The sequence below is a fragment of the Rhodocytophaga rosea genome, from assembly GCF_010119975.1.
Taxonomy (GTDB): domain Bacteria; phylum Bacteroidota; class Bacteroidia; order Cytophagales; family 172606-1; genus Rhodocytophaga; species Rhodocytophaga rosea.
The window spans coordinates 4,543,460-4,567,250 of sequence record NZ_CP048222.1 but is presented as its reverse complement, the minus strand read 5'-3'; the positions used below and the strand labels follow the sequence as shown (position 1 = coordinate 4,567,250).

Sequence of the window (23,791 nt, the reverse complement as noted above, 5' to 3'; positions counted from 1 at the left end):
TTAATTTTTGAAATGACCGATACTTAATGAAGCCAGCGATTTACGTAGCCTTTCCAGGCATTTAAATTTCTGAACGGTAGCTGAACGAATGCTGCTATAGGCATGCTTTTCAGCAATTTGCTCCATCCGCTGCCCAAAATAGTAGAAGGACAATAGAATAGTTTTACACTTCTCTCCCAGTTGCTCTACATAATTTGTTAAAGATAAAACAGGGGTTTCCGGTTCTGCTGTGATTTCTTCCCAGAGATTATCTTCTATATCTACATTCCATGGTTGTTTGCGGCTGCGTTTTTCTAATTCCTTCCGCCACAGGTTTTTGCAAATCCCCATAATATAGGTAGTTACGGCAACCGTCAGTTCAAGCCTGCCATGCATTACTTTTTCAAATAACAGGATAATGGCTTCCTGCAATATATCTTTGGCATCGTCGGCGGTGCCCTGGTTTTGCTTTACATAATGCAAAACCATCGGGTACGCCCGGGCATATAATTTTTCTAAAGTTTGTTCACGATTAAAGGTCAGGTTATGGCGTAAATCTGTAGCCGCCACCGGACTGAGCATTGTCTCCATACGCTTTTTACTGGTTAATCCGGTACTATTGCAACTATCACCCTACTCACCTAAAAAATTTTCCGGAAGTATAGTCTAAGGTACGAAATGGTGCGGAGAATATTGCAAAGCCTTTGCTTATTGCCTGTCATATACTTTCCTATATTACCTATATGTGAGTATATTTTGAAAAGATGACCATACTATTATCTTTACATAAAAAAGTAAATCCTTGAAAAATACATTTTCCAGACCATCTGCTCATAAGTTTATCCTATTGAAAAGCTTCTTTATTTATTGCTTTCTTTGCCTGTGTACGCCCGTTTTTGCCCAGGATGAGGAGGAGGAAGAAGAGGATAAAGACAAAAAATCGCTCAATTTGCATCATACGGCTGAAGTGGGATTTTCTCTGGGTGGCCAGCTTTCCAATGACAATTTTGTATATGAAACCGGCAAGTTGTTCCAGTATACAGCTGATATACAAGTGAGTACACGGGTACATTATGGACTGGGAATAGGTGTGGAAAAATTTGATACTGAAACCTTTATTCCGCTCACCGCCAGTTTTAAAGGTTTACTCAAGAAGAAAGACAGTACTCCTTATCTAACGGCTCAGTTTGGTTACGCATTTGCTTCCAACAGTAATACCAATGATTATGCAGGGTATTCTTACCAGGGTGGCTTGCTGTTTAGTCCAGGCATCGGGTATAAACTTTCTGTGAAGGACAAATATTCTATTCTGTTCAGCGTGAATTACAAGCACCAGTTTGCGATGCTCAAATACGAAACCTTCGGTAAGCAGGTGTTCCGCGACAATCTCAATTTCGATTTGCTTTCATTCAGGGTAGGCATCTTATTGTAAAACCATGAAGGTACTTTTGGCTTCGTATTTTACTGGTATTTTTTTGTTGATCAATAGCCAGTTCCTCTATGCACAAACGGTCGTTATCAATGAAATAATGGCCTCTAACCAAGGTATTCTGGAAGATGAAGATGGCGATACACCAGACTGGATTGAATTATTCAATACTTCAACTGTTGCTGTAAACCTGGAAAACTGGTCTATTACCGACGATTCTCTGGAAATTGACAAATGGGTATTTCCGGCTGTAACTTTGCAGCCAGGCAGTTTTTTAATTGTGTTTGCTTCTGACAAAGACCGGAAGGGAGAAGTATTACACACCGGTTTTAAGATCGGTGCCGGCCGCGAATCGGTGTATTTATATAATAATACCCAGCAAAGAGTAGATGAATTTACGGCAACCTGTATTCCCACTGGTTTTTCATTTGGGCATAAGCCAGATGGTTCGGGATTAAAAACTCACCTGACCATTCCTTCTCCTGGCAACAGCAATAACCAAAGTCCGGTAGTAACGGTAACACCAGGAAAAGACACACTTATTTTTTCAGCGCCGGGCGGATTTTATACGCAAGCTTTTTCATTAACGCTTTCTGTTAATTCTCCTGAAACCAGGATTTTTTATACTACAGATGGCTCAGAGCCGGACGAAAGCGCTTTGCTTTACCAAAGTCCGATTTCCATTGAAAACCGGAAAGGGCAGGAAAATGATGTATCTGATATTGAAACTTCTCCCGCCTGGATTCCGCCCAAAGGGGAAGTATTCAAAGGAACAGTGATTCGGGCGATTGCTTACATTGATGGATGTCCGGCAAGCCAGGTGATTACCCATACCTATTTTGTAGATGAGCATATACAGAAGCGCTATACATTGCCGGTTGTTTCGATCGCAACCGACCGCAGTGATTTTTTTGGCAAGAAAAATGGCATTTATGTAATCGGTGAAAATGATGGTCTGGGCGAAAATTTTATTCAAAGCGGCCGGGAATGGGAAAGGCAGATTCACCTGGAATTTTTTGATGAGAAGAAACAACTGGGCTTTAAACAGGAACTGGGTGCCCGCATTCATGGCAGAGGTTCCAGAGGAAATCCACAGAAGTCGGTGCGGGTATATGCCAGAGACGATTACGGAAAAGACAGGATCAGTTATAAGCTTTTCCCAGATTTAAATATTAACCGGTTCAAAACCTTGATATTCCGTACGCCGGATGCTGATTTTTCTTCGACTATATTTAAAGATGAGCTGGTACAAACCATTATCCGCGATATGAACCTGGATTTACAGGCCACCAGGCCATCAGTAGTATTTATCAATGGAGAATACTGGGGCATTCACAATATCCGTGAAAGGCAGGACAAAGATTATATTGCCAGTCATCATAACGTAGACCCCGACAATCTGGATATTCTGGGACTTGCCCTGGAGGGAACAGAGATTATTGAAGGCGATGAAACCCATTACAATGCTATGCTGGGCTATATCGCTGACAATGATCTGCAAAATCCGGTTCATTACCAGTATATCACTACCCAGATGGACGTGGGTAATTTTATTGATTACCAGATCGCCCAGATATTTTTTGCCAATTACGACTGGCCTATCAATAATGTGCGCTACTGGCGGCCTAAAACACCCCAGGGCAAATGGCGCTGGCTGTTTTTCGATTGTGATGCCTGCATGATCCAGGATACCCAAAAACACTTAGTTGTGTACACTTCGAAAGACAAAGCTCATGAACGATTCGATCAGTCTACTTTTTTACTGCGGAGTCTGCTTAAAAACGAGTCTTTCCGTAAACAATTTCTACAGCGGTTTATGTATCACCTGAATACTACATTCGAACCAGGGCGGGTGATGGGTATTATTGAACAATTTAAAAAAACGTATGCGCCTGAAGTGTTTGAGCATGTATACCGCTGGAATAATCCTTCGGCCTATAATCACTGGCTGGAGAATATTGAGGAAATCCGCTTGTTTACGCTCAACCGGCCGCCGGAAATGTATAACCAGATTACTTCTCTTTTTGCATTACCCTTTTCTGTCTTTCCAAACCCAACCACTGGCGTTTTTACCGTAGACCTGGGCGAAGCGGCTTCCTTCCCGGTGAGGCTAAACATTTTTACAACTCCAGGAAAACAAGTGTACTCAAATGAGTTTAAAGATGGCAGCATTTTAAAAAACACTCCAATACAAGTTTCAAATCTACCTAAAGGATTGTATCTGCTGAAAATACAATACGGAAATTTAATATATAATCAGAAGTTGGTCATCCACTAACTGGTCAGTAGTAAATGATCAATAGTTAAGAAACAGGATTTAAGTCATTCTGTTTCCAAATGGCAGAATATATTCAGTTATTTTCATAAGAATACTACCAACAACCAATAACTAATTCCTACTGGTCGCTGCTGATGGAATCATCATCGGAATCTTTTTTCTGCAATTTAATTCGGTAGGTAAGCATCGCCCCGACAATGTAATTGGTTTTTGGATATTTTACATTCTGCTCCAATTCTACCCGGTAAAATGTATTTAGCCCAATATTCTTGCTGATGGTTGATTTTAAACCCAGGGTGAGCCAGTAGGCCCGTATTTCCTTGTTCTGATTCAGTTTGTAGAATATTTCAGTAGCGGCATAGGGCAATACTTTCTTAGTCAGGTTATAATCGAGGCTGAAACGGTTTCGGATATAATCATCGCGGTCTACATTTTCGCGGTTAGTGGTTTCTCGGGCTACCTGGTAGCGAAGGCGGTATGAGAACACGAATCTGGTTTCGTCACTTCCAATATCATAAGATGTTTCTATCGAAAACCGCTCCTTATCATTGTCTACCCGTTCGCTGCCGGTTTTATTGGTATTGCGGTAAGCAGCTTTTATTCCGAAGCGTTTGGTAATATCATAGCCCACCCCAAACTCTGTGAAAGTAGTGGCCAGACTGGTAATGCCATTGTCGAAACGGAACTGCTGCTCAACTTCAGTCGTAAGCCGCTTGAAAGGTTTCACCCGCAAGGTCAGGCCAGTCCAAAGCTCCTGTGCATATGCTTGTGAACACAGGCACAGCAACAGGCTCAAAATGAAAGTATTGAAAACCTTGTAATAATGCGGCATTTATTCGGATAGTAGTTGGCAGTGCTAATTTGTTGATATTTCTTCATTTTTCACAGAACGGGCAGATAATTTGAAAAAACAAAAACTGCAAGTATACCTTTCTTCAGGCAACTTCCAGGGCTTATGCTGCATCTACCCTTCGAATCTGCTTATTCCTATTGATATGTTAATTTGGTCTTATTACTTGTCTGGGCTGGGTATTATGCAAGGTGTATTGCTGGCTGTTTTGCTATTTACTAGGAAAATTAACCAGAAAGCTAATAAATTTCTGGGTGCTTTTATTTGTGTATTATTAGTAAGCCTTACCGAACACTGGTATCAACCCATGCTTCCTGGCTTATTCAGTGAAATTCTGGGAGGGTTTCTTTTTCTATATGGCCCGCTTATGTTACTCTATGTTAAATCCCTACTGGGTGAAAGCCTCTCATTGAGAAATAGTATCGGGCATTTTGCAGGTTTCGGTCTGTATATATTAGGCTTGCTGGCAGGCTATCTCCTTATAGAAATAGAAAGAGAAATAGCAGAACTTGTTCTGGCTCATATTCTTTTTATTCATTTGCTGTATTATTCTTTTCTCACTCTCAACAGGATACATCTGGAAAGCCGGAAAGAAGCATTTTCTGTTACCTATACAATTCTCAACTGGCTAAAAGCATTTACCGGAACATTGGCTGCTATCTATTTAGTTGCTTTTATCGGTATGTACCTGAGAATAATGGGACTTAGTGCCAGTAACTGGATATTATTTGCTGTACAAACAGGATGCGTACTAGTTGTATACGGTTTTTCTTACTGGTCACTGGTGCAACCTGAGGCAAGTCGCAAACAAAAAGAGGAAGTAAAATATGCCCATTCCGGATTATCCGAACCTGACCAACAGATTCTATTAAACCGTATTCTGGCATTTTTTACTGAGCATAAACCTTATTTTCAACCCACATTTACGCTGGATCAGTTTGCCAGAAATATGGGAACCAACCGGTTTTACATCTCTCAGGTAATTAATGAACGCACCGGAAAAAACTTTTCTGATTTTTTGAATGCTTACCGGATTGAGGAAGCCAAACGAATACTTACTGATCCTAAAAAATCACATTATTCTGTGGTGGGCGCAGGCTATGAAGCTGGCTTTAATTCTAAAACGGCTTTTAACACTGCTTTTAAAAAATTAACCGGATATACCCCTGGCGAATTCCGGAAATTGAACCGGGAAGAAGTGCGGATTGAACAAACGGGACAATAGACATACAGATTACCGCATATTTGTGTCAAAAACAAATTCATGAAATACTGCATCTTTTTACTTTTCTGGATGGGGCCGCTACACCTCTGGGCACAAACCATTTCAGGCAGAATCACAGATGCAAAAAATGGAGATGGTATTCCTGGCGCATATATACTTACTACCGACAGCAAAACCATGGGCACTATTTCTAACCCGGAAGGATATTTTCAGTTTATAGTACCGTCCGACGTAGATTCATTAAAAATCACGCATATAGGGTATCAGACTGTAAAAGTTGCTGTACGAGACACCTTGCAAATTGCCTTAACTGAGGCAGTATACGAGCTTTCAGCCGTAGAAATTGTACAGGAAAGTGCCTACAACATTATCCTTAAAACCATTCGTGCCATTCCTACGAACTATTTGCAACAACCACAAAAAGCCAAAGCCTTTTACCGTGAGATCATCCGGGATTCAACTGATTATCTGTCAGTGGCCGAAGCTGTATTTAATGTATTCACGTTTCCCGGGCAGAAAGAAAATGTTCAGTTACAACTCGTTCAGGGCCGGGCAAGCGAAGAAGTAAAAGTCACCCGTTTGTTTGAGGATTTCCATCCTGGTGGTATGCCGCTATTACTGGCAGGATTAGACATACGACTTACTCCGCCTACTTTTCTGCAACATAAATACCAGGACAAATATGAATATCAACTCGATTCCATTACCTATCTAGATGGGCAAAAGATTTTTGTTATTGGGTTTGACCAGAAAGCTACAGTAAAAGAAGCCTTGCAACAAGGAACTTTGTTTATTGAAGCCAATCATTTTGCCCTTGTCCGGTATCAGGCTAGCTTTAGCCAGAAAGGTTTATCCTATATCAAACATTTAAATGGAGAAGACAAACTGATAGCTGGCTTGCTCAATATTGATTTTAAACAGCTTTACCAGAATATTACCGTAACCTATCAGCCAGATAGTAGCAAATGGGCTTTGTCGTCGGTGAACATGCAAACAGGTATTGCCTACAAACAACCCAGAAAAGAGATAGACACACACCTTGACATTTCCAGTGAACTATTAATTACTGAACAGTCCAAGGAAGCTGTCAGCCCCTTACCAAAAGCGGCTGTATGGCAAAAAGGAAATCTGGTTATCAACCTGGCAACGGACTATAATGATGCTTTCTGGGGTGAAAATAATATTCTCCGTCCGACTACAGCTTTACGGGAAATTGTAGCCAGTATTCAGGGAAAAGAAGATTTTCAACCACTACAAGATACAAATTGGCAGGTTTTGCAACCGGCTTTGGTAAGAGTATACCAGAAAGACTCCAGTATTTATATAAAACCATTGGTAAAATGCGAATGGAAAGATGATGCAACTGGTCCTTTACTTTATCAACCAGCCAGGGGCGATTTTATATGGGAAACTGTAGTATCTATCAACAAAGCAAGCGACTCTACACAATCACCAGACCGGGGATTTCAGGCTGGCGGTATATTGATCCGGGATACAATGCAGGCAAATGAAAATCACATTTTTCTGGGAATCGGTACAGGTGGCAACAACAATCTGAAACTATTTGTCCAAAACACTCTGGATGGAAATTCAGCTGTAAACCCAGTAAAAATAGAAGAACGCAGCTGGCAAATCCGCATTGAACGTAGTGGTTCTGTATTTCATCTGTATGCCAGAGGAATGCATGAAGCCACATGGGAAGTGCTCAAAACTATCGAACGGAAATACTTTTCAACACAGGTACAGGTAGGTCTGGCTGTGTATGCATATTTCCCGGGCAATGGACCTAAAATGCGGCCTGATATTCAGGTTCAATTCAATCAAACACAACTCCTACAAAAATGAACAGAGTTATTGCATTTCTTATTTTATTCTTATTCATTCAACCAGCCACGGCCTGCCTGATTCTGGTTATTGCGGATGGAAAACAAGTATTGGTAGGTAATCATGAGGATTGGTATGCCCAGGATTCACAGGTGATGGTTGTACCTCCTACAGGAAAGAAATATGGATTCGTTGGATTCGGCTTTGCTTCTGAGGAATATATTCAGGGAGGAATGAACACTGCCGGATTATTTTTCGATGGCACAGCAACCCCTTTTGTGTCGGTAGATTTTTCTGATAAACCTGCCTATACCGGGTATTTGTGGCAAGCCATTCTGGAAAATTGCGCTACGGTAGAAGAAGCTGTTGCATTTGTAAAAACCTATAAAGTGCCCGACTTGCAAAAAGTACACGTTTCTTTTGCAGACAAAAGGGGAAACTCTGTAATTATTGGCGCTTATGAGGGTGAGTTAACCTATCACTACCGGAATAATCAGTCGTACCAGTTGCTTACCAATTTCAACATAACTAATCCGGAATATGGCAATGAACCAGTGTGTCAACGGTTTCAAAAGGCTAACTTACTTTTACAAAAAGATTCTGCAGCCACAGTATCAAACATAACCCATATTCTTTCGCAAACACATCAGCAGGAATTAACGGTGTATTCTACCATTTATGACCTGACCAGAGGTGAAGTTTATGTTTTCAATAAAGCTGATTTTAGCCGTTCAGTCAAACTGAATTTGGCAAATGAGTTACAAAAAGGCAAACAACAGCGACTGCTGCCTTATTTATTCAAATAGTTTCTGAATTCATCCATTGTCCAGTCTGTTATTATTCTGTTTATTTCAGTCTTTCAGATTTTCGGGAGTTTGCGTAATTTGCATTGTATTTGAAATAAAATGCATAATTCTTATGTCAGGACATAGTAAATGGTCAACGATTAAGCGGAAAAAAGGTGCGCTTGATGCCAAACGAGGAAAGATTTTTACCAAGATTATTAAAGAAATTAGCATAGCTGCCCGGGAAGGTGGCCCTGAACCGGCCAATAATCCACGTTTGCGCCTGGCTATTCAGAATGCCAAAGGGGCCAACATGCCGAAAGAAAATGTAGAACGGGCCATTAAAAAAGGAACCGGTGCGGATGGGTCTCATTATGTGGAAGTTACCTACGAGGGTTATGCCAGTAATGGGGTTGCTGTATTTGTGGAATGCACCACAGATAACCTCAACCGGACCGTAGCAGCGGTACGTTCTGCATTTAGTAAATATGGCGGCGGCTTAGGCACGAATGGTTCGCTGGAATTTATTTTTGCCAGGAAAGGTGTATTTCATATTGTACAACCTGAGAAATTCGATGAAGATGAATTTACACTCGAAATGATAGATGCCGGTGCCGAAGATGTAGAATTTGAAGAAGGCTATATTACTGTGTATTGTGCCAGAGAGGATTTTGGCTCCATTCAGAAAAAACTTGAGGAAATGGGAATTGAAGTAGAAAATGCTGAATTGCAACGCATTCCCAACACTCATGTAAAGCTGGATGATGAGGCATTTAAAAAAGTAATGAAATTTATTGAAGTATTGGAAGATGATGATGATGTACAGAAAGTCTATCACAATATCGAAATGAATGAAGAACAGATGGAGTTGATATAGAACTTGATTGCAAAGCTCTATTTTATAATAGGATAGCGAAGGAATTATTCCTTCGCTATTGTAATTTATAGCTTGCTTTGTCCGAATTTTTCTCTTATTCTGCAGCAAAGTACACCCTACCTTAGGATTAGTTTAATTTATCCCTTTTTTCCCGCTTTTCATCACATTTAGTTTATCCTGTTGGGAATAGTGATTAATCTTGTATCATCAATTATGGACGAGAGTGGTGGGGTATTTATTCAGTATAAGCACCCATTCTTTCCTGTTATTCATACAAAGCATAAACCAGATTCCTTACTCCTACCTAACTGATAAATTTTGTTTGCCATGAAAATCTTATATACCAGCGTATTGTTTGTAATGGGCTTATTTAGTTCAAGTGATTGGTTTGAAATTGGCCCACACACTTCGGCCGCTTCTACAAAAGAGCATGTATGCCGGAAAGCAAGAGATGAGCGTAAAATTGTGCTGATTGTAGAAGAAGTCTGTCCTATGAGTGTGAGTAAAACAAAAAGCTATGGTCTTTTTGCGAAAATGCAGGAAATAGAAACACATCCCATTACCTATAAAGTATTGTGGCCGCTTACATCAGATCAAACCAGCATACAACTATCCGGAAAAGCAGCAGATACGATACTCATCAGCATTAACTCTTCTGGTCATAATGACATACATCACCGCATTGGATTGCCTGGAAAAATCATGATTCAACTGGTAGAGTAAAAAATCGTTGCTGGTTGTTAGAGGCATTATATCAGAATTTATGGTCATAATAAAAGCAAAAGTGCTGTAGATGATTCCACAGCACTTTTGCTATTACTATGAATTAGCAGGAAGAATATATCAACTTTTGAAAAGAAAAGCGGTGAGATTCTGCCGGTAGGCTTCACTGAGTGGTATTTTGGTGTTGTTGATCGTAACCTGATGCCTTTCAGCTTTGTCGATTTTATTAATTGCCACCAGATAGGAACGGTGTACGCGCACAAATTTATCTGTTGGAAGCAGGTTAATGGCCTCGACAAATGTACTCCGGGACAGAATTTTTTTATCTTTTAACGCGAAGGTCACATAATTACCGGCGGCTTCTATATAGAGTATATCTTCGTATAAGACCTTCAGTTGCTCATATCCGGTTTTAATATAGATATGATCCAGATTCTGGCTGGCATTTCGGGCGTTGTATAGTTCATATGCCTTATTACAACCTTTTACAAAACGGGCCAGTGAAAAGGGTTTCAACAGGTAATCTACCGCATCCATTTCAAAGCTGGTGACGGCATGTTCGGTATAGGCAGTAGTAAATATAAGCAGTGGTTTTTTTTGTAAGCTATTAAAAAAGTCAATGCCCGAAATATCAGGCATTTTAATGTCCAGAAAAATCAGGTCGATATTCTCTCTCTGAAGGTATTCTAATGCCTTAAATGCATCTGTAAATTCCCCTTTCAGTTCCAGAAAAGGCACCTTAGCTGCATGCGATTTTACAATTTCTAAAGCAATGGGTTCATCATCAATGGCTATGGCTTTCATAGTTTTGTTAATTGAAAATGGATAATGGAAAGTTGATCAAAGATTAGCATAATCATGATGATTGATTGTCATTGTTTGAGTTATCCATTTTCCATTATCCATTTAATTGCAGGGTTAAGTGAACAAAATATTCTTTTCCTGTTTCACGGATGATTAACTCATGCTTTTCCGGATACAATAATTCCAGCCGTTGCTTTACATTGCTTAATCCAATACCGCTTTTGTATTTTTCAGGGTCATTGTCTGGCTTCAGGTGCTTGCTGTTACTTACATCAAAGTACACAGCATTGTCTTTTACATCTAATGTTACTTTTATGTGAGAAGGCTCCCGGAGACTGATTCCATGTTTAAACGCATTTTCTACAAACGGAATCAGGAGCATAGGTGCAATCTGGATAGGGACGGGTGGCTGCTCAATATCAGTATCAATCCGGATAGCAGGGTTGGGATCGGTACGTAGCCTTTGCAGGCCAATATAATTATTCAGGTAATCTATTTCGCGGGTCAGAGAGATTTTGTCCTGCATGTTTTCCTGCAACATAAACCGCATCATGTCACCCAGCCTTTCTACAGCTTCGCAGGTCCGTTCGGCTTTTTCCTGGATAGCCGTGCCATAAATGGTATTGAGTGCATTAAATAGAAAGTGAGGATTAATCTGGGAACGCAGAAAATCAAAATTAGCGTTGGTTTGTCCTAATTCTCTCTGCAGCACATACATTTCCTCTTTGCCTGTCATTTGCCGCTTGTACAATATCCATGAAAGTGGTGCAGTAAAAAGGAGTTGAAAAGGAGCATTCAGCATGCTGTACACCAATCCTGCTTCTTCTCTATTTGTCAATAATAACCCAATCAAAAAGACTGGAATCGATGAGATAACCAACATAAGTACAATACGCAGCATGTACGCCTTGAAAGGTTTCTTTTTCCGTAATGAAATGGGGATCAGGGAATAAAAGGAGTAACCATATAATAAAATAGCCAAAGGAATGAGTATACCTGCGCCCACAATGATTTGCCCGTCTGCATTTCCCATCATCAACAGGAACATACCTATCATCCATACCACAATAGCTGTCAGCACATCACGTGTGATTAATCCATATCTGGATTGAATTGCCTCTGAATGAGTTAATAAATATAAACTTGCGAACTTAATAACAGCATAGAAACCAAAAAGCAACAGAAGCCAGAAGGCGTACAGAAAACTATTCTGAAATAGAATATTATATGTTTCCTGCTCTGTTTCATAGCTGTTAAAGAGATAATTTTTTAAATAGGTGTCAGTAATACCTAATACTACCCCAATAACAACAAAAGTTAAGAGTATAAACAAAATGTTTTGTACCAGTGCTTCTTTGCGGGTAAGTTTGGGTAATACCGTAAAATTCAACACTAGAAAAGCCAGATACAGCACTGTGTTCCTAATAAGCTGGGGTACAAAATAATGCTGGTAATAGTTAAATGCGAGGTTCTGCTCTTCAAAAAAATAACTGTTCCAGGTTCGTATGGTTGCAAATTCATTTTCGAGGGCAGGTGTTATCAGGAAAAATACTGAGAACACATAAATAGTAGTAGCTGCCCAGAATTCCGGTTTGGGCAAACTTTCAGGTTTGATCACTAAATCTTTCATTGTATCAGTTATAAGTGTACAATGTTAATTGAAAGCAAAAATGAAATATAATAAAAGTGATGAAAACCTGCGAAATAGTGACGAGTCCAAAGTAAATATATGGAATGTAAATCATGTTATTGAATGATGAACAGATGAGCAAGGAATGTTGAATATCGAATTGATCAAAATCTCTTCATCATTCTTTATTCCTTATTCGATGTTTTACATTCCATATAAAATGCTGCTAGCTGGAGCGTTCCTCACAATCGGATAGTACTTTCCTGACTTAAGTTACATATTACCCTTTATTCTTCCGCTGGCATAATAATTTCGGACGTAATAAGGCGAATCCATCGCATCAACGGTAACTCCCTTGGAAGTAGAAGTATGAGCAAATTTGCCTTCTCCCATATAAATACCCACATGCGAAACCCCACTGCCATAGGTATTAAAAAATACCAGATCTCCTTCGCTTAACTCTGCTTTATTAATTTTTTCGACATCGTTCCGGTACATTTCCTCAGAACTCCGGCTTAATTCAATATCCAGAGCCTCTTTATAAACCGCTTGTACAAATCCAGAACAATCTGTTCCTGATTTGCTGTTTCGTCCATCTCGTTGGGGAGTACCTATCCAGTCGTTGATATGCTCGAACAATCTGTCGTTGTCAGCAGAAGTAGTATGACTGGAAAATTGAACTATTGGTTCAGCGTCATTTGAGTCATCCATAGGTATTTCCCTGGATTGCTCCATAGACTTTACATCAGATAAAACACGGAAGCCAGTCCAGAAAACAGAAAGTATAATGAGCGCAGGAATGGTGAGTTTATACCGGGCAATTTCTCTCCGGTGCCTGTAAATATATTTACTCGCAGCCCAAACTAGTTTGCTGACTTCTTGTACCAGCAGCCAAAGCAACCGGGCTATCGCCTGCAAGGCAATCCATAATTGTTTCTTTAGTTCCATAGCTCTGGTTATAACACAAAAATGTCTCCATAAATTCCAATTCCTTGACTGGCAGCCAGATCACTTCTTTTGGAGACTATTTAATAATTGCAGAGCAGCACTTAAAGCCGTTATTTTTCCGGATTGCACATCAATTTGTAAGTTAGGAAGAAGCCTTTTTACGTCAGTATTTTCATAGAATTGTTTCTCCAAGGTTTGCTTGATGATTTCGTGCATCCAATACAGATTTTGATTTTGCCGGTGTAAGTCGAATAAGCCTTTACCCTGCATGTGCTGATAAAATTTTTCTACCAATGCCCAGATTTCAGGTATTCCTGCTTTGGTAAAAGCCGAACAGGTAAGTGCCTGCGGCTGCCATTGTTTGGCAGAAGGTGGAAAGAGATGCAAAGCATTTTCATAAGTCACTCTGGCTGTTTGTGCGGCATTGAGGTTATCTCCATCAGCTTTGGTGATTACCAGGGCATCAGCCATTTCCATAATTCCCCGTTTCATTCCCTGTAATTCATCGCCGGCATTGGCCAGCATCAGCAGCAGAAAAAAATCCGTCATGTGGTATACGGCTGTTTCGGATTGACCTACGCCCACGGTTTCGATGATAATTACTTCATATCCGGCAGCTTCGCAGAGTATTAATGCCTGCCTAGTATGAGTAGCTACTCCTCCCAATGCATTTCCAGCTGGAGAGGGACGGATAAAAGCCAGTGGATGATTAGAAAGGGTTTCCATGCGGGTTTTATCACCCATAATGCTCCCTCCTGAGATCTGGCTGGTAGGATCTATGGCAAGCACTGCTAATTTTTTAGGCAGCGATGTGATATAATTTCCAAATACTTCAATAAAGCTGCTTTTCCCAACACCCGGCACACCGGTAATCCCAATACGGATAGACTTTCCAGTATGAGGTAACACTTGTTGTAACACTTCCTGCGACAATTCCTGGTCGGAAGGTAAGGTACTTTCTGATAGCGTAATCGCCCGGCTTAACAACAAGCGGTCGCCTGCCAGAATACCTGCTGCGTATGTTTCTGCCGGAAGCCTGTTGTTTCTTGTAGACATTGAAAGTTCAATAAATAAACCTATATTGTTAATATCTGATCTGCTTCTAATCAGCGAGATATACAATAAAAGTCTTCATAAAAATGGATACGATGCTTATTAAAAATTTTCCGCCATCGCCTGCCCTGCGGGAATATATTAGTAAATATCAGGTAACCCGTCTTTTTTTCGATAAAAATAGTCCGTTGCCAATAAAATACCATACACCACATCCCGAACATTGTATTACTTTTTATGCCAGAGATAAACAGAGATACAGCCTTATCGACTCACCCCTGATCATTACCTACCCGAGGTGTGCTATCAATGGAATGTATGATGTTCCGATTAACAGGTATGGCGGACACGATTTTGTAGCCATAAAAGTAGTGATGCAACCCGGTATCCTATTGCGGCTTACGGGAATATTACCACAAGAACTGTCCAATTCTTTTGTTGATGCCGAAAATTTATGGGGAAAAGAAGTGCGTATCACTTGTGAGAGACTAATAAATGCACAAGATTTGCCGGAGATGTTCAGTATTCTGGAGATATTTTTCAACAATTTATTCATGATTCATCTGAACAAAAAGGCACATCCGGTTGATAAAGCCAGCCTGTTTATTTTGAATCAGAAAGATCCAGCTTCTCTGGAATGGCTTGCCGATCAGTCTTGTCTAAGTAAGCGGCAATTTATCCGTAAGTTTGAAGAACGCCAGGGCATTAGCCCTAAATCATTCGACCGCATTACCCGTTTCGACAGGGCTTACCGGATGAAAAATGCACAGCCCACTTAGACTGGCTCTCCATTGCACTGGCTTGTGGCTATTATGATTACCAGCATCTGGTAAGCGATTACAAAGAATTTACCAACCTCACCCCTCAATCGCTGTTTGAAATCGAAAGAGAAGTGCCAGAGCGTACGTTTACGGTATTTGAGCACTAAAAACGTCACTTTTTTACCACTAAATGACCAACCGGCAGCAGTATTTTTATGATACAAACTCACACATCATAAAGCTACACTACTATATGGAACGCAGAGATTTTCTTTCTACCACTGTAATCGGCAGCATGGGTATGGCAGGTTCACCAACAGAATCATTTTATCAAACTATAACTGATACTCCCTCCTTGAAACCATTTACTATTGCACCCGGAGTACCACTCTCCCCAGGACCAGGCAATATGGATGTCCGCACGATCATCCATTCCAGCCAAACCAATAAACAGTTTTCCAATATAGAGGGAGCTTTAGGACCCAAACAAATGGGACCTGCCCCACATATTCATAAAGACCTGGATGAACTGATGTATGTACTGGAAGGCACTGCTACGATTATGATTGGAAAGGAATTATATACGGTAGAAGCAGGCGGCTGGAATTTTCGCCCCAGAGGCATTGTACACACTTTCTGGAATGCCTCGGACAAACCTTTGCGATTTATTGACTGCTTCTTTAACCAGAACCTGGAAGATTACCTGGATGAACTGTTTCACCAGATTATCCCGGATATGATGAAAAAGAATCTGACGCCAGCTGCTCCAGAAATTGCCAGTAGAATTGCAGCATTGGATAAAAAGTTTGGGATTACCTGGTTTCACGAACAGCGGCAGGGCATTATTGATAAATATGGCTTAAAAGCATAATACGTACAAAATGAGTGTTTATACATTTTGAATTCAGTAAAGATCAGGCAACTATTCTTTACTGATTTATTTTTTAAGCAAGAATTGAAAACCGGATACATCTAAACCCTTTGCTTTCTTACACAAGCAGTTGAATGTATGTGATTATTGTTAAATTTGTTTGAATGGCAATCTTTCACCCATGCAAACAAGCAAAAAAAGCGATTTATATCAAAAAGTAAATTTTTTACCTGTATCCACAGAAGGCCATGTATATTTTCGAAGTATTGTATGCAATATCTTCTGGTTTTGCAAGTGCTCAAGAGGTTTTTTTCGGTTCAGCCTGTTTGTAATCTTTTACTTGTCCTTCACGGGAAATCTGATCGCTCAGAATACCATCCCCTTGAAAGCCGGTACCATTATCCGTAAATCTGCTACGATTAAGCCTGGAATTTATAAACTTTCTTCCACCAGCATGGAGAATGGTGTAATTCTTATTGAAGGAGATAATATTACCGTTGATTTTAATGGCGCTGTTTTACAAGGGTTTTCGCAGACTACCACACCTGATCAATATACCGGAATTGGCCTGCAACTTAAAGGCAGTAATATTACTATTAAAAATGCGGTGATTAAGGGGTACAAAGTCGGCTTAATTGCCCGGAATTGCGCCTTTCTGAAAATCAGTTATTGTGACCTGAGCTATAATTACAAGCAGCATTTACGAAGCACCCTGGAACGGGAAGATGTATCTGACTGGATGAGCTACCACAGCAACAAAAATGACGAATGGCTTCGTTATGGTGCCGGAATTTACCTGAGCAATTGCACACAGGCGCAGGTTAGCCATTGCACCATTACCGGCGGGCAGAATGGTTTAATGCTGACTGGTTGTGAGGAAGGTACCTTCTGGAATAATAACTTTTCGTTTCTATCTGGTATCGGAATTGGGATGTACCGCTCCAGCCGCAATAAAATCATGCACAACAAACTCGACTGGTGTGTCAGAGGGTATAGTCATGGTGTATATCAGCGGGGGCAGGATTCAGCGGCCATTCTTGTGTATGAACAAAGTTCCGAAAATACATTTGCCTACAATTCTGCTACCCATTCTGGTGACGGTTTTTTTCTCTGGGCAGGCCAGTATACCATGGATACTGGTGATGGTGGCTGCAATGATAATTTATTGTACGGAAATGATTTTTCGCATGCGCCGACAAATGGGGTAGAAATCACATTCAGCCTCAATAAAGTAATCAATAACCGCATCGAGGAATGTACACATGGCATCTGGGGTGGGTATAGTTTTAATACCCTGATACTAGGCAACCAGTTTGCCGGAAACAAATATGCCATCGCTATTGAACACGGACAGGAAAATTCCATCGGCTACAATACATTTGAAAATGATACAACCGGAATCTGGCTGTTCAGCCGGAAATCGCAACCCAAAGACTGGGGATATGCTCAGAAACGGGATACCAGAAGCCGGGAATATACCATAGCTGGCAATCAATTTAATCATACGCCTGCTCCCCTGCTGATCAATGGCACCAGGGAAATTCTCATTGAGCACAATACATTCAATTATTTTACTACCTTACTCAAATCAGACAGTATGCTGAATGAGCTTAATCTGGTTTCCAATAATCTGGCGGATTTTGACGCTAAAAACATTCAAGCTTCTGCCGCTTCAAAAAATATTATCAATGAGAGAAACTTTCTGAATCCCGTTTCGGGAAAACTGAAAAGTGCGCCTGTTGCTTTTGCAGATACTATCGGAAAAGGAATTCTGGAAACTGTGCTTCAGAAAGAAGCGCCCGATAGTTTGCCGGGTGGAATTAATCCCATGCTTAAACCTGCACAATTGCGTGGCAGAAAATACATACTTGTAGGTGAATGGGGACCGTATGATTTTAAATCACCTGTACTATGGCCCAGAAAAAGAAATACCAATGGCAATTGGGAATTTGAATTATTAGGTCCGGCAGGTAAATGGAAACTGAAAAAACAGAAAGGTATTATGCTATCTGCTACTTCTGGCAATATCCCAGGAACACTAACAGCTCAAGTAGATAAAGACTCTCTGGTTGATATTGATGTAGAGCTGGAATACACAGGTGCTGCCATTATTACTACTTTCGGAGAAAAAATAGCAGCCGGGAAACCATATGTGTTTCACTTCCGCAAATTTGCGGTGCCTATGCAATGGAATGTACAATGGTATAAATACGACAAATCCACAGACCCTCAGGCCAAACCAGAAGCGTTTCAGAAATTACTCAAATCTAAAAAGCTGTTCAAGTCGGAACAAACTAAAAATTTAGCCTACGACTGGTATGGAAGTTTCGGAAAAGATATGCCCTCCGATTCTGTTGCCACTGTTGCAGAAGGTACTTTTACCGTTCCTAAAGGTCATTATACTTTGCATGTCACCAGCGACGATGGTGTACGAATATGGCTGGATGGCAAAAAAGTAATAGATCACTGGAAACCTCATGAACCAGAGTATGATAGTGTTTCACTTCCCTTGCATGGAACCCATCAGCTGAGAATAGAGCATTATGAAATCGGAGGCTTCGCTACATTGGTTTTTGGTTTGAAACCGGATGAGGAAGTACAATAAAATTTCTCACTTTTATCAGTATATTTCGCCCACTGATGATTGCAAAAGAAATACAAAGGGACCAGCTCTGGCAAGCCATTCATGCGTTTGTAGTATTGCGTCCATCGCAGCCCATGCGGCTGTATTACAAATGCAGTGGCGATAATTACGAAAGTTTGCCGGTTGTGTTCGAACAAAATGATTACCGCTTACCTAGGTTGCTTGTAGATGAAAAAGCCTTGCGCCGTGCCCGGTCGTTGCCTCAGCTATTCCGGACAGATTTTTTGAAAGCCGTTGAAAAACATCACCTCTTAACGGTAGGCCTGGCTTGCAGCAAATATTTTGGCCCTTTATGCCGCCCAGATAGAACTAACCAGACATATAATCCTTACAACGAACTGCATTTTAGCCTGAATGAGATCCAATCTGTTTTTCCGGATGTTCATACCAGATTTTTCTACGGGAAATATATTCGTTTCGATCAGTTAGCCGCTTTGTATTTTGCCCAGCCTACCTTGGAAGTGATTATTGTGGCTGAAGAGGCGCAAACGTATGAGTCTGCCAAATCTTTTCCACTCAACCAGATTTTATATGGTCCCCCTGGAACCGGCAAAACCTATCATGCCCTTACGTATGCGGTAGCTATTATTGAAGGGAAAAAGCTTGCCCAGGTAGAAGCCGAAAACCGGTTGGAAGTAAAACGGCGCTACGATATTTACCGGGAAAATGAGCAGATCGAGTTTATTACGTTTCATCAGAGTTTTGCCTACGAAGATTTTGTACAAGGTTTGCGCCCGGATGCCAACCGCAACACCGAAAATCTTTATTTCAAACTGGTAGATGGCGTATTTAAACGCATTGCAGACCGGGCCAAAGTCAATTATATTTCTTACCAGCAAAACAAATCACAACCCGAACTTCCCTTTGAACTTTTACTGGACAGGTTACTGGTAGAGGCCATGAATCGGGAAACGGAAGAAGTAGAACTGCCCATTATTGAGTTACAAGGACAGTTTAAATCTATTATTATTTACGAAGTTGGCGACACCTATTTAAAATACAAACGGCGAACCTTAAGAGATATCGTAAAGGATGAGGAAAGATTATTGTATATCAACAAGCTGAAGGAAAAGTATTACGGCAAGGAAATCCGGGAGGCGATTAACAAAGCATATTACGAAACAGTAGTGAATGCCGTCCGGAAGTTTGAGCAGCAAGCCAAACTAAGCAATGAACACCAGCAACTTAACCGGTATGTACTAATCATTGATGAAATTAACCGGGCCAATATTTCCAGGGTATTTGGCGAACTGATCACCTTATTGGAAGAAGACAAGCGCTATGGAAAAGAGAATGCACTTACGGTAACATTGCCTTCCGGAGAAAGTTTTGCCTTACCTCCGAATCTGTACCTGGTAGGTACTATGAACACGGCTGATAAATCTATTGCGCTACTCGATATTGCCTTGCGGCGAAGATTTGAATTCATCAGTATGTACCCAAACTATGAACCAATTCCTGACTTTGCCCAGGTACTAAAAACATTAAATGAAAGCATCCGCGAGAAAAAAGGCACCGATTTTATGATCGGTCATTCCTATTTCATCGGAAAAACATCGGCCGACCTGCCGACTATTTTTAATCAAAAGATTATTCCACTGCTATACGAATACTTCAATAACCGTACTGATCAGATAAAAGAGGTATTGCGTTCTGCCAACCTGTCACTTACTGAAGAAAACTACCAGATCAGGGTGAAATCAGTTGAGGGGTAAAAGATTGGGCAATATTCAAAATAAAACCCCGTAAGATTCAGAAATTCTTGCGGGGTTTAAACTTAGTACTCAATATTTAAAACTATCTACCATTAATCAAATAGTCCCTTGGTTTTGTCTATAGGGGTTACTACACCTAAGTGCCTATAGGCAAGTTCGGTAGCTTCTCTGCCACGAGAAGTACGTTTGAGATAGCCTTCCTGAATCAGGAATGGTTCGTACACCTCTTCAATGGTTTCTGCTTCTTCCCCGCAAGCAGTGGCAATAGTCGAAAGTCCGACAGGGCCGCCTTTGAATTTTTCGATGATGGTACTTAAAATGCGGTTGTCCATATCATCGAGGCCATCTTTATCAACATCCAAGGCATTTAAAGCCATTTCGGCAATATCTATGGTGATGGTTCCGTTTCCTTTCACCTGTGCAAAATCGCGGGTCCGGCGCAAAAGGTTGTTGGCAATACGGGGTGTACCCCGGCTCCGGCGGGCAATTTCAAAAGCAGCTTCGTCTACAATAGGTGTAGCCAGTAAGTGAGCCGAACGTTTAACGATGGACGAAAGCAGCTTTGCATCATAATATTCCAGGCGGGCATTGATACTAAAACGGGCTCGCAAGGGAGAAGTCAGCAGGCCGGCACGGGTTGTAGCCCCAATTAAGGTAAATGGATTCAGGCCGATTTGTACCGTACGGGCATTTGGGCCGGCATCCAGCATGATATCGATCTTATAGTCTTCCATCGCCGAATACAAATATTCCTCTACAATAGGATTCAGCCGGTGAATTTCATCAATAAACAGCACATCATTAGCCTCCAGATTAGTAAGCAAGCCAGCCAGGTCACTGGGTTTATCAAGCACAGGACCGGAAGTCATTTTAATGCCAGTGTTCAGCTCATTAGCAATAATATGGGAAAGCGTAGTTTTGCCCAGGCCGGGAGGCCCGTGCAGCAGTACATGGTCTAAGGCTTCACTGCGTTGTTTGGCAGCTTGTACAAACACTTTCAGGTTCTCCACAATTTTGTCCTGCCCGGCAAAATCTCCAAAACTCAAGGGGCGTAGTGCCTTTTCTATTTCTTTTTCGGCACTGGACATATGGTCAGAAGAGCCTTTTAAATATTCTTCTCGCATGTGTAAAAGGGGTTGTTTAATTTTCTTTATGCTACAAACAATCTCCGGACTAATTATCTGCCGTTCTTGGAAAAATACAGCTTAAATTGATTAAATCAGCCTTTCTCCAAAATGCAACAGCTGGTGATTAGGTGTATAATTATCCCTCTAATTTACGCATAAAAATGCGGAATTCCCGGTAAAAATCTCATTTTTTATCTAAATTTTATAGCATCTCTACGTGATCTGAACCCTTACATGTATATTTGCAGGCATGAGCAAAAATGGTATTAAAAATGCAATTTACAGCCTCTTGCTGATCGTTGCGATATTCGCTGTATACAAGTTCCGGGAATCGAAAAAAACAGATGAAGTTATACAAAAAGGTATACTCACCTCTTTTAGCGGTCCTACCATGGGCAGCACTTATGCCATCAAATATGTAACATCTCCTGGCAAAGCGGTAAAGTATCAAACGGCTGTAGATTCAATTCTGGAAGCCTTTAATCAATCACTCTCTACCTATCGCCCTGATTCTGAAATAAGCCAGTTTAATAAAGGTCATGCCGTAGCTTTTAAGCTTCCTTATTTTTACCCGGTACTAAAAAAAACGCAGGAAGTATACAAAGTATCAGGCGGCGCTTTCGACCCAACGGTAGGTCCGCTGGTGAATGCCTGGGGATTTGGAACAGGCAAAGAACGCAAAGCACCCACCCAGGCCAGAATAGATTCCTTATTGCAGTACGTGGGTTTCGATAGTATTTCCTTTGATGAGCAATCGGTGCGCAAGGTAAAAGAAGGCATGTATCTAGATTTTAACGCCATAGCCCCGGGATATGCTGCTGATGTACTGGGCAATTTTCTGGAATCGAAAGGTATTACAAACTATATGATTGAGGTAGGTGGAGAAGTGTTGTGCAAAGGAAAAAATGCGGAGGATAAATACTGGACCATTGGTATTAACAATCCGGAGTATGAACAGAAAGGCGGAGATGTGTTGCAGGCGATTGTACAACTGAACAACCGGGCACTGGCTACTTCTGGCAACTACCGGAACTATTATGAACAGGATGGCAAAAAATATGCACACACCATTAACCCTAAAACCGGCTATCCGGTACAGCATTCTTTGCTAAGCGTAACGGTATTTGCCAAAGATTGTATCTCTGCAGATGCCTATGCCACCGTTTTTATGGTGATCGGGCAAGAGAAAGCGCTTGAATTACTAAAGACGCATAAAGACCTGGATGCTTTTTTTGTAACAGCTGGCACAAATGGCAAACTCCAGACTTATACCTCTGAAGGAATCAAACCGTATATTGAAAACATTTAATAACAATAAACCCGGAAGTAATCTGTAATTTTCGCTTTTTCCTCCTTTTTATTAATCAGAAGCACACGCGTAAACTTTTGCTATACGCTATTCTTCAAGGAAATGGGTTTAAACTTTCTATTTCATGAACCTAATTATTGACGCAGGGAATACTTCTACTAAAATAGCATTCTTCGAAAACAACCAGCTAATCGCTACCTATCCCCATGTAAGTTTACAGGACATTACAACGCATATTAACCAGCATGCGCCCGCCTATGGTATTATTTGTTCTGTAAACCAGGATAGTACTATTTTCCAGCAAGCATTGCAGCCATTCTTAGATAAAGTCTTCGTCCTCGACCACCTGTTACCAGTTCCAATCACCAATCGTTACCAGACACCTCAAACGCTTGGAAAAGACAGACTGGCAGCCGTTTGTGGCGCTACTTATCTTTATGGAGAATATGCTTGCCTGGTGATAGATATGGGTACATGCATTACCTATGACTTTGTTGATGCACAAAAAAATTACTGGGGCGGCAGTATCTCTCCGGGCTTACAAATGCGTTTTAAAGCTATGCATACATTTACTGCCCGGCTTCCCTTACTTGAGCCAGAGCCAGATACTGTTCCTTTAACAGGTACAAATACCATTGAAGCTATGCAAAGCGGAGCGATTCATGGAATGACCTGCGAAATAGAAGGAATTATCAAGGAATATCGAAAAAATTTTAGTAAAATGCATGTAATATTTTGCGGCGGAGATGCGACTTTCTTTGAAAACAAAATAAAAGAAAGCATATTTGTAATCCCGGAACTAGTGCTTGTCGGTTTAAATAGGATTCTTGAATATAATGTCTCTCTTGTATAAAATTATTTTTTTATCACTGATAGTATCCACGACTGCATTTGCCCAAGGGATAGGTAATTCACCTTACTCGCAGATTGGCGTTGGAGATATAAATTCTCCTGCCTTT

At 40.8% G+C, this 23,791-nt stretch carries 21 protein-coding genes; 13 read left to right on the top strand and 8 right to left on the bottom strand.

What is annotated here, in order from left to right:
- Positions 1–570 (bottom strand): RNA polymerase sigma factor, encoded by a 570-nt coding sequence (locus GXP67_RS18910; RefSeq protein ID WP_232064501.1) that lies wholly within the window; start codon positions 568–570, stop codon positions 1–3.
- A gap of 211 nt (positions 571–781) precedes the next feature.
- On the opposite strand from GXP67_RS18910, the gene GXP67_RS18905 reads away from it, so the two are divergent.
- Both GXP67_RS18905 and GXP67_RS18900 read left to right on the top strand, forming a co-directional pair.
- Positions 782–1,411 carry a hypothetical protein gene (locus GXP67_RS18905; RefSeq protein WP_162444573.1) on the top strand — a complete coding sequence of 210 codons (630 nt, stop codon included), beginning with the start codon at positions 782–784 and terminating at the stop codon, positions 1,409–1,411.
- 4 nt (positions 1,412–1,415) lie between these two features.
- Positions 1,416–3,686, top strand: coding sequence for a CotH family protein (locus GXP67_RS18900; protein WP_162444572.1), 2,271 nt, complete (start codon positions 1,416–1,418; stop codon positions 3,684–3,686).
- 118 nt (positions 3,687–3,804) lie between these two features.
- Here the strand turns inward: GXP67_RS18900 and GXP67_RS18895 are convergent, their stop codons facing one another.
- Positions 3,805–4,518: a DUF2490 domain-containing protein gene (locus GXP67_RS18895; RefSeq protein WP_162444571.1), complete on the bottom strand. Its 714-nt coding sequence runs from the start codon at positions 4,516–4,518 to the stop codon at positions 3,805–3,807.
- Between the two features lie 70 nt (positions 4,519–4,588).
- On the opposite strand from GXP67_RS18895, the gene GXP67_RS18890 reads away from it, so the two are divergent.
- The 5 genes from GXP67_RS18890 (at position 4,589) to GXP67_RS18870 (ending at position 9,970) form a co-directional block, all read left to right on the top strand.
- Positions 4,589–5,761, top strand: coding sequence for a helix-turn-helix domain-containing protein (locus GXP67_RS18890; protein ID WP_162444570.1), 1,173 nt, complete (start codon positions 4,589–4,591; stop codon positions 5,759–5,761).
- Positions 5,762–5,800: 39 nt separating this feature from the next.
- Positions 5,801–7,606, top strand: a complete 1,806-nt coding sequence (locus tag GXP67_RS18885) for a carboxypeptidase-like regulatory domain-containing protein (protein WP_162444569.1) — start codon at positions 5,801–5,803, stop codon at positions 7,604–7,606.
- On the top strand, positions 7,603–8,391 hold the full coding sequence (locus GXP67_RS18880) for a linear amide C-N hydrolase (RefSeq protein ID WP_162444568.1): 789 nt from the start codon (positions 7,603–7,605) through the stop codon (positions 8,389–8,391). Before GXP67_RS18885 ends, GXP67_RS18880 begins: the two co-directional genes overlap by 4 nt.
- A gap of 112 nt (positions 8,392–8,503) precedes the next feature.
- Entirely contained in the window at positions 8,504–9,247 is a 744-nt protein-coding gene (locus GXP67_RS18875; protein ID WP_162444567.1) for a YebC/PmpR family DNA-binding transcriptional regulator, read from the top strand.
- Between the two features lie 327 nt (positions 9,248–9,574).
- Positions 9,575–9,970: a hypothetical protein gene (locus tag GXP67_RS18870; RefSeq protein WP_162444566.1), complete on the top strand. Its 396-nt coding sequence runs from the start codon at positions 9,575–9,577 to the stop codon at positions 9,968–9,970.
- A 120-nt stretch (positions 9,971–10,090) separates the two neighbouring features.
- Here the strand turns inward: GXP67_RS18870 and GXP67_RS18865 are convergent, their stop codons facing one another.
- The 4 genes from GXP67_RS18865 to meaB all read right to left on the bottom strand — a co-directional run bounded on the left by GXP67_RS18865 (position 10,091) and on the right by meaB (position 14,408).
- On the bottom strand, positions 10,091–10,774 hold the full coding sequence (locus GXP67_RS18865) for a LytR/AlgR family response regulator transcription factor (protein WP_162444565.1): 684 nt from the start codon (positions 10,772–10,774) through the stop codon (positions 10,091–10,093).
- Between the two features lie 94 nt (positions 10,775–10,868).
- A complete protein-coding gene (locus GXP67_RS18860) occupies positions 10,869–12,404 on the bottom strand; it encodes a sensor histidine kinase (RefSeq protein WP_162444564.1) in 1,536 nt (511 codons plus the stop codon).
- 273 nt (positions 12,405–12,677) lie between these two features.
- Positions 12,678–13,352 (bottom strand): C40 family peptidase, encoded by a 675-nt coding sequence (locus tag GXP67_RS18855; RefSeq protein WP_162444563.1) that lies wholly within the window; start codon positions 13,350–13,352, stop codon positions 12,678–12,680.
- A gap of 60 nt (positions 13,353–13,412) precedes the next feature.
- Positions 13,413–14,408 (bottom strand): methylmalonyl Co-A mutase-associated GTPase MeaB, encoded by a 996-nt coding sequence (gene meaB, locus GXP67_RS18850; RefSeq protein ID WP_162444562.1) that lies wholly within the window; start codon positions 14,406–14,408, stop codon positions 13,413–13,415.
- 92 nt (positions 14,409–14,500) lie between these two features.
- Between meaB and GXP67_RS18845 the strand changes: the two genes are divergently transcribed.
- The gene (locus GXP67_RS18845) at positions 14,501–15,184 is read left to right on the top strand and encodes a helix-turn-helix domain-containing protein (protein WP_162444561.1); all 684 of its coding nucleotides are present in this window, start codon (positions 14,501–14,503) and stop codon (positions 15,182–15,184) included.
- Here GXP67_RS18845 and GXP67_RS18840 read toward each other — a convergent pair.
- Positions 15,181–15,390, bottom strand: a complete 210-nt coding sequence (locus tag GXP67_RS18840; protein ID WP_162444560.1) for a hypothetical protein — start codon at positions 15,388–15,390, stop codon at positions 15,181–15,183. The two genes, GXP67_RS18845 and GXP67_RS18840, sit on opposite strands and share 4 nt — an antisense overlap.
- A gap of 29 nt (positions 15,391–15,419) precedes the next feature.
- Here GXP67_RS18840 and GXP67_RS18835 point away from each other — a divergent pair, with 29 nt between their 5' ends.
- The 3 genes from GXP67_RS18835 to GXP67_RS18825 all read left to right on the top strand — a co-directional run bounded on the left by GXP67_RS18835 (position 15,420) and on the right by GXP67_RS18825 (position 20,396).
- Positions 15,420–16,037 (top strand): cupin domain-containing protein, encoded by a 618-nt coding sequence (locus GXP67_RS18835; RefSeq protein WP_162444559.1) that lies wholly within the window; start codon positions 15,420–15,422, stop codon positions 16,035–16,037.
- Positions 16,038–16,377: 340 nt separating this feature from the next.
- The gene (locus GXP67_RS18830) at positions 16,378–18,642 is read left to right on the top strand and encodes a right-handed parallel beta-helix repeat-containing protein (protein ID WP_162444558.1); all 2,265 of its coding nucleotides are present in this window, start codon (positions 16,378–16,380) and stop codon (positions 18,640–18,642) included.
- 35 nt (positions 18,643–18,677) lie between these two features.
- The gene (locus tag GXP67_RS18825) at positions 18,678–20,396 is read left to right on the top strand and encodes an McrB family protein (RefSeq protein ID WP_162444557.1); all 1,719 of its coding nucleotides are present in this window, start codon (positions 18,678–18,680) and stop codon (positions 20,394–20,396) included.
- A gap of 92 nt (positions 20,397–20,488) precedes the next feature.
- Here the strand turns inward: GXP67_RS18825 and ruvB are convergent, their stop codons facing one another.
- The gene (ruvB, locus tag GXP67_RS18820; RefSeq protein WP_162444556.1) at positions 20,489–21,520 is read right to left on the bottom strand and encodes a Holliday junction branch migration DNA helicase RuvB; all 1,032 of its coding nucleotides are present in this window, start codon (positions 21,518–21,520) and stop codon (positions 20,489–20,491) included.
- 253 nt (positions 21,521–21,773) lie between these two features.
- Here ruvB and GXP67_RS18815 point away from each other — a divergent pair, with 253 nt between their 5' ends.
- The gene (locus GXP67_RS18815) at positions 21,774–22,832 is read left to right on the top strand and encodes an FAD:protein FMN transferase (RefSeq protein WP_162444555.1); all 1,059 of its coding nucleotides are present in this window, start codon (positions 21,774–21,776) and stop codon (positions 22,830–22,832) included.
- 124 nt (positions 22,833–22,956) lie between these two features.
- On the top strand, positions 22,957–23,685 hold the full coding sequence (locus tag GXP67_RS18810; RefSeq protein ID WP_162444554.1) for a type III pantothenate kinase: 729 nt from the start codon (positions 22,957–22,959) through the stop codon (positions 23,683–23,685).
- The last annotated feature ends 106 nt before the right edge of the window (positions 23,686–23,791 follow it).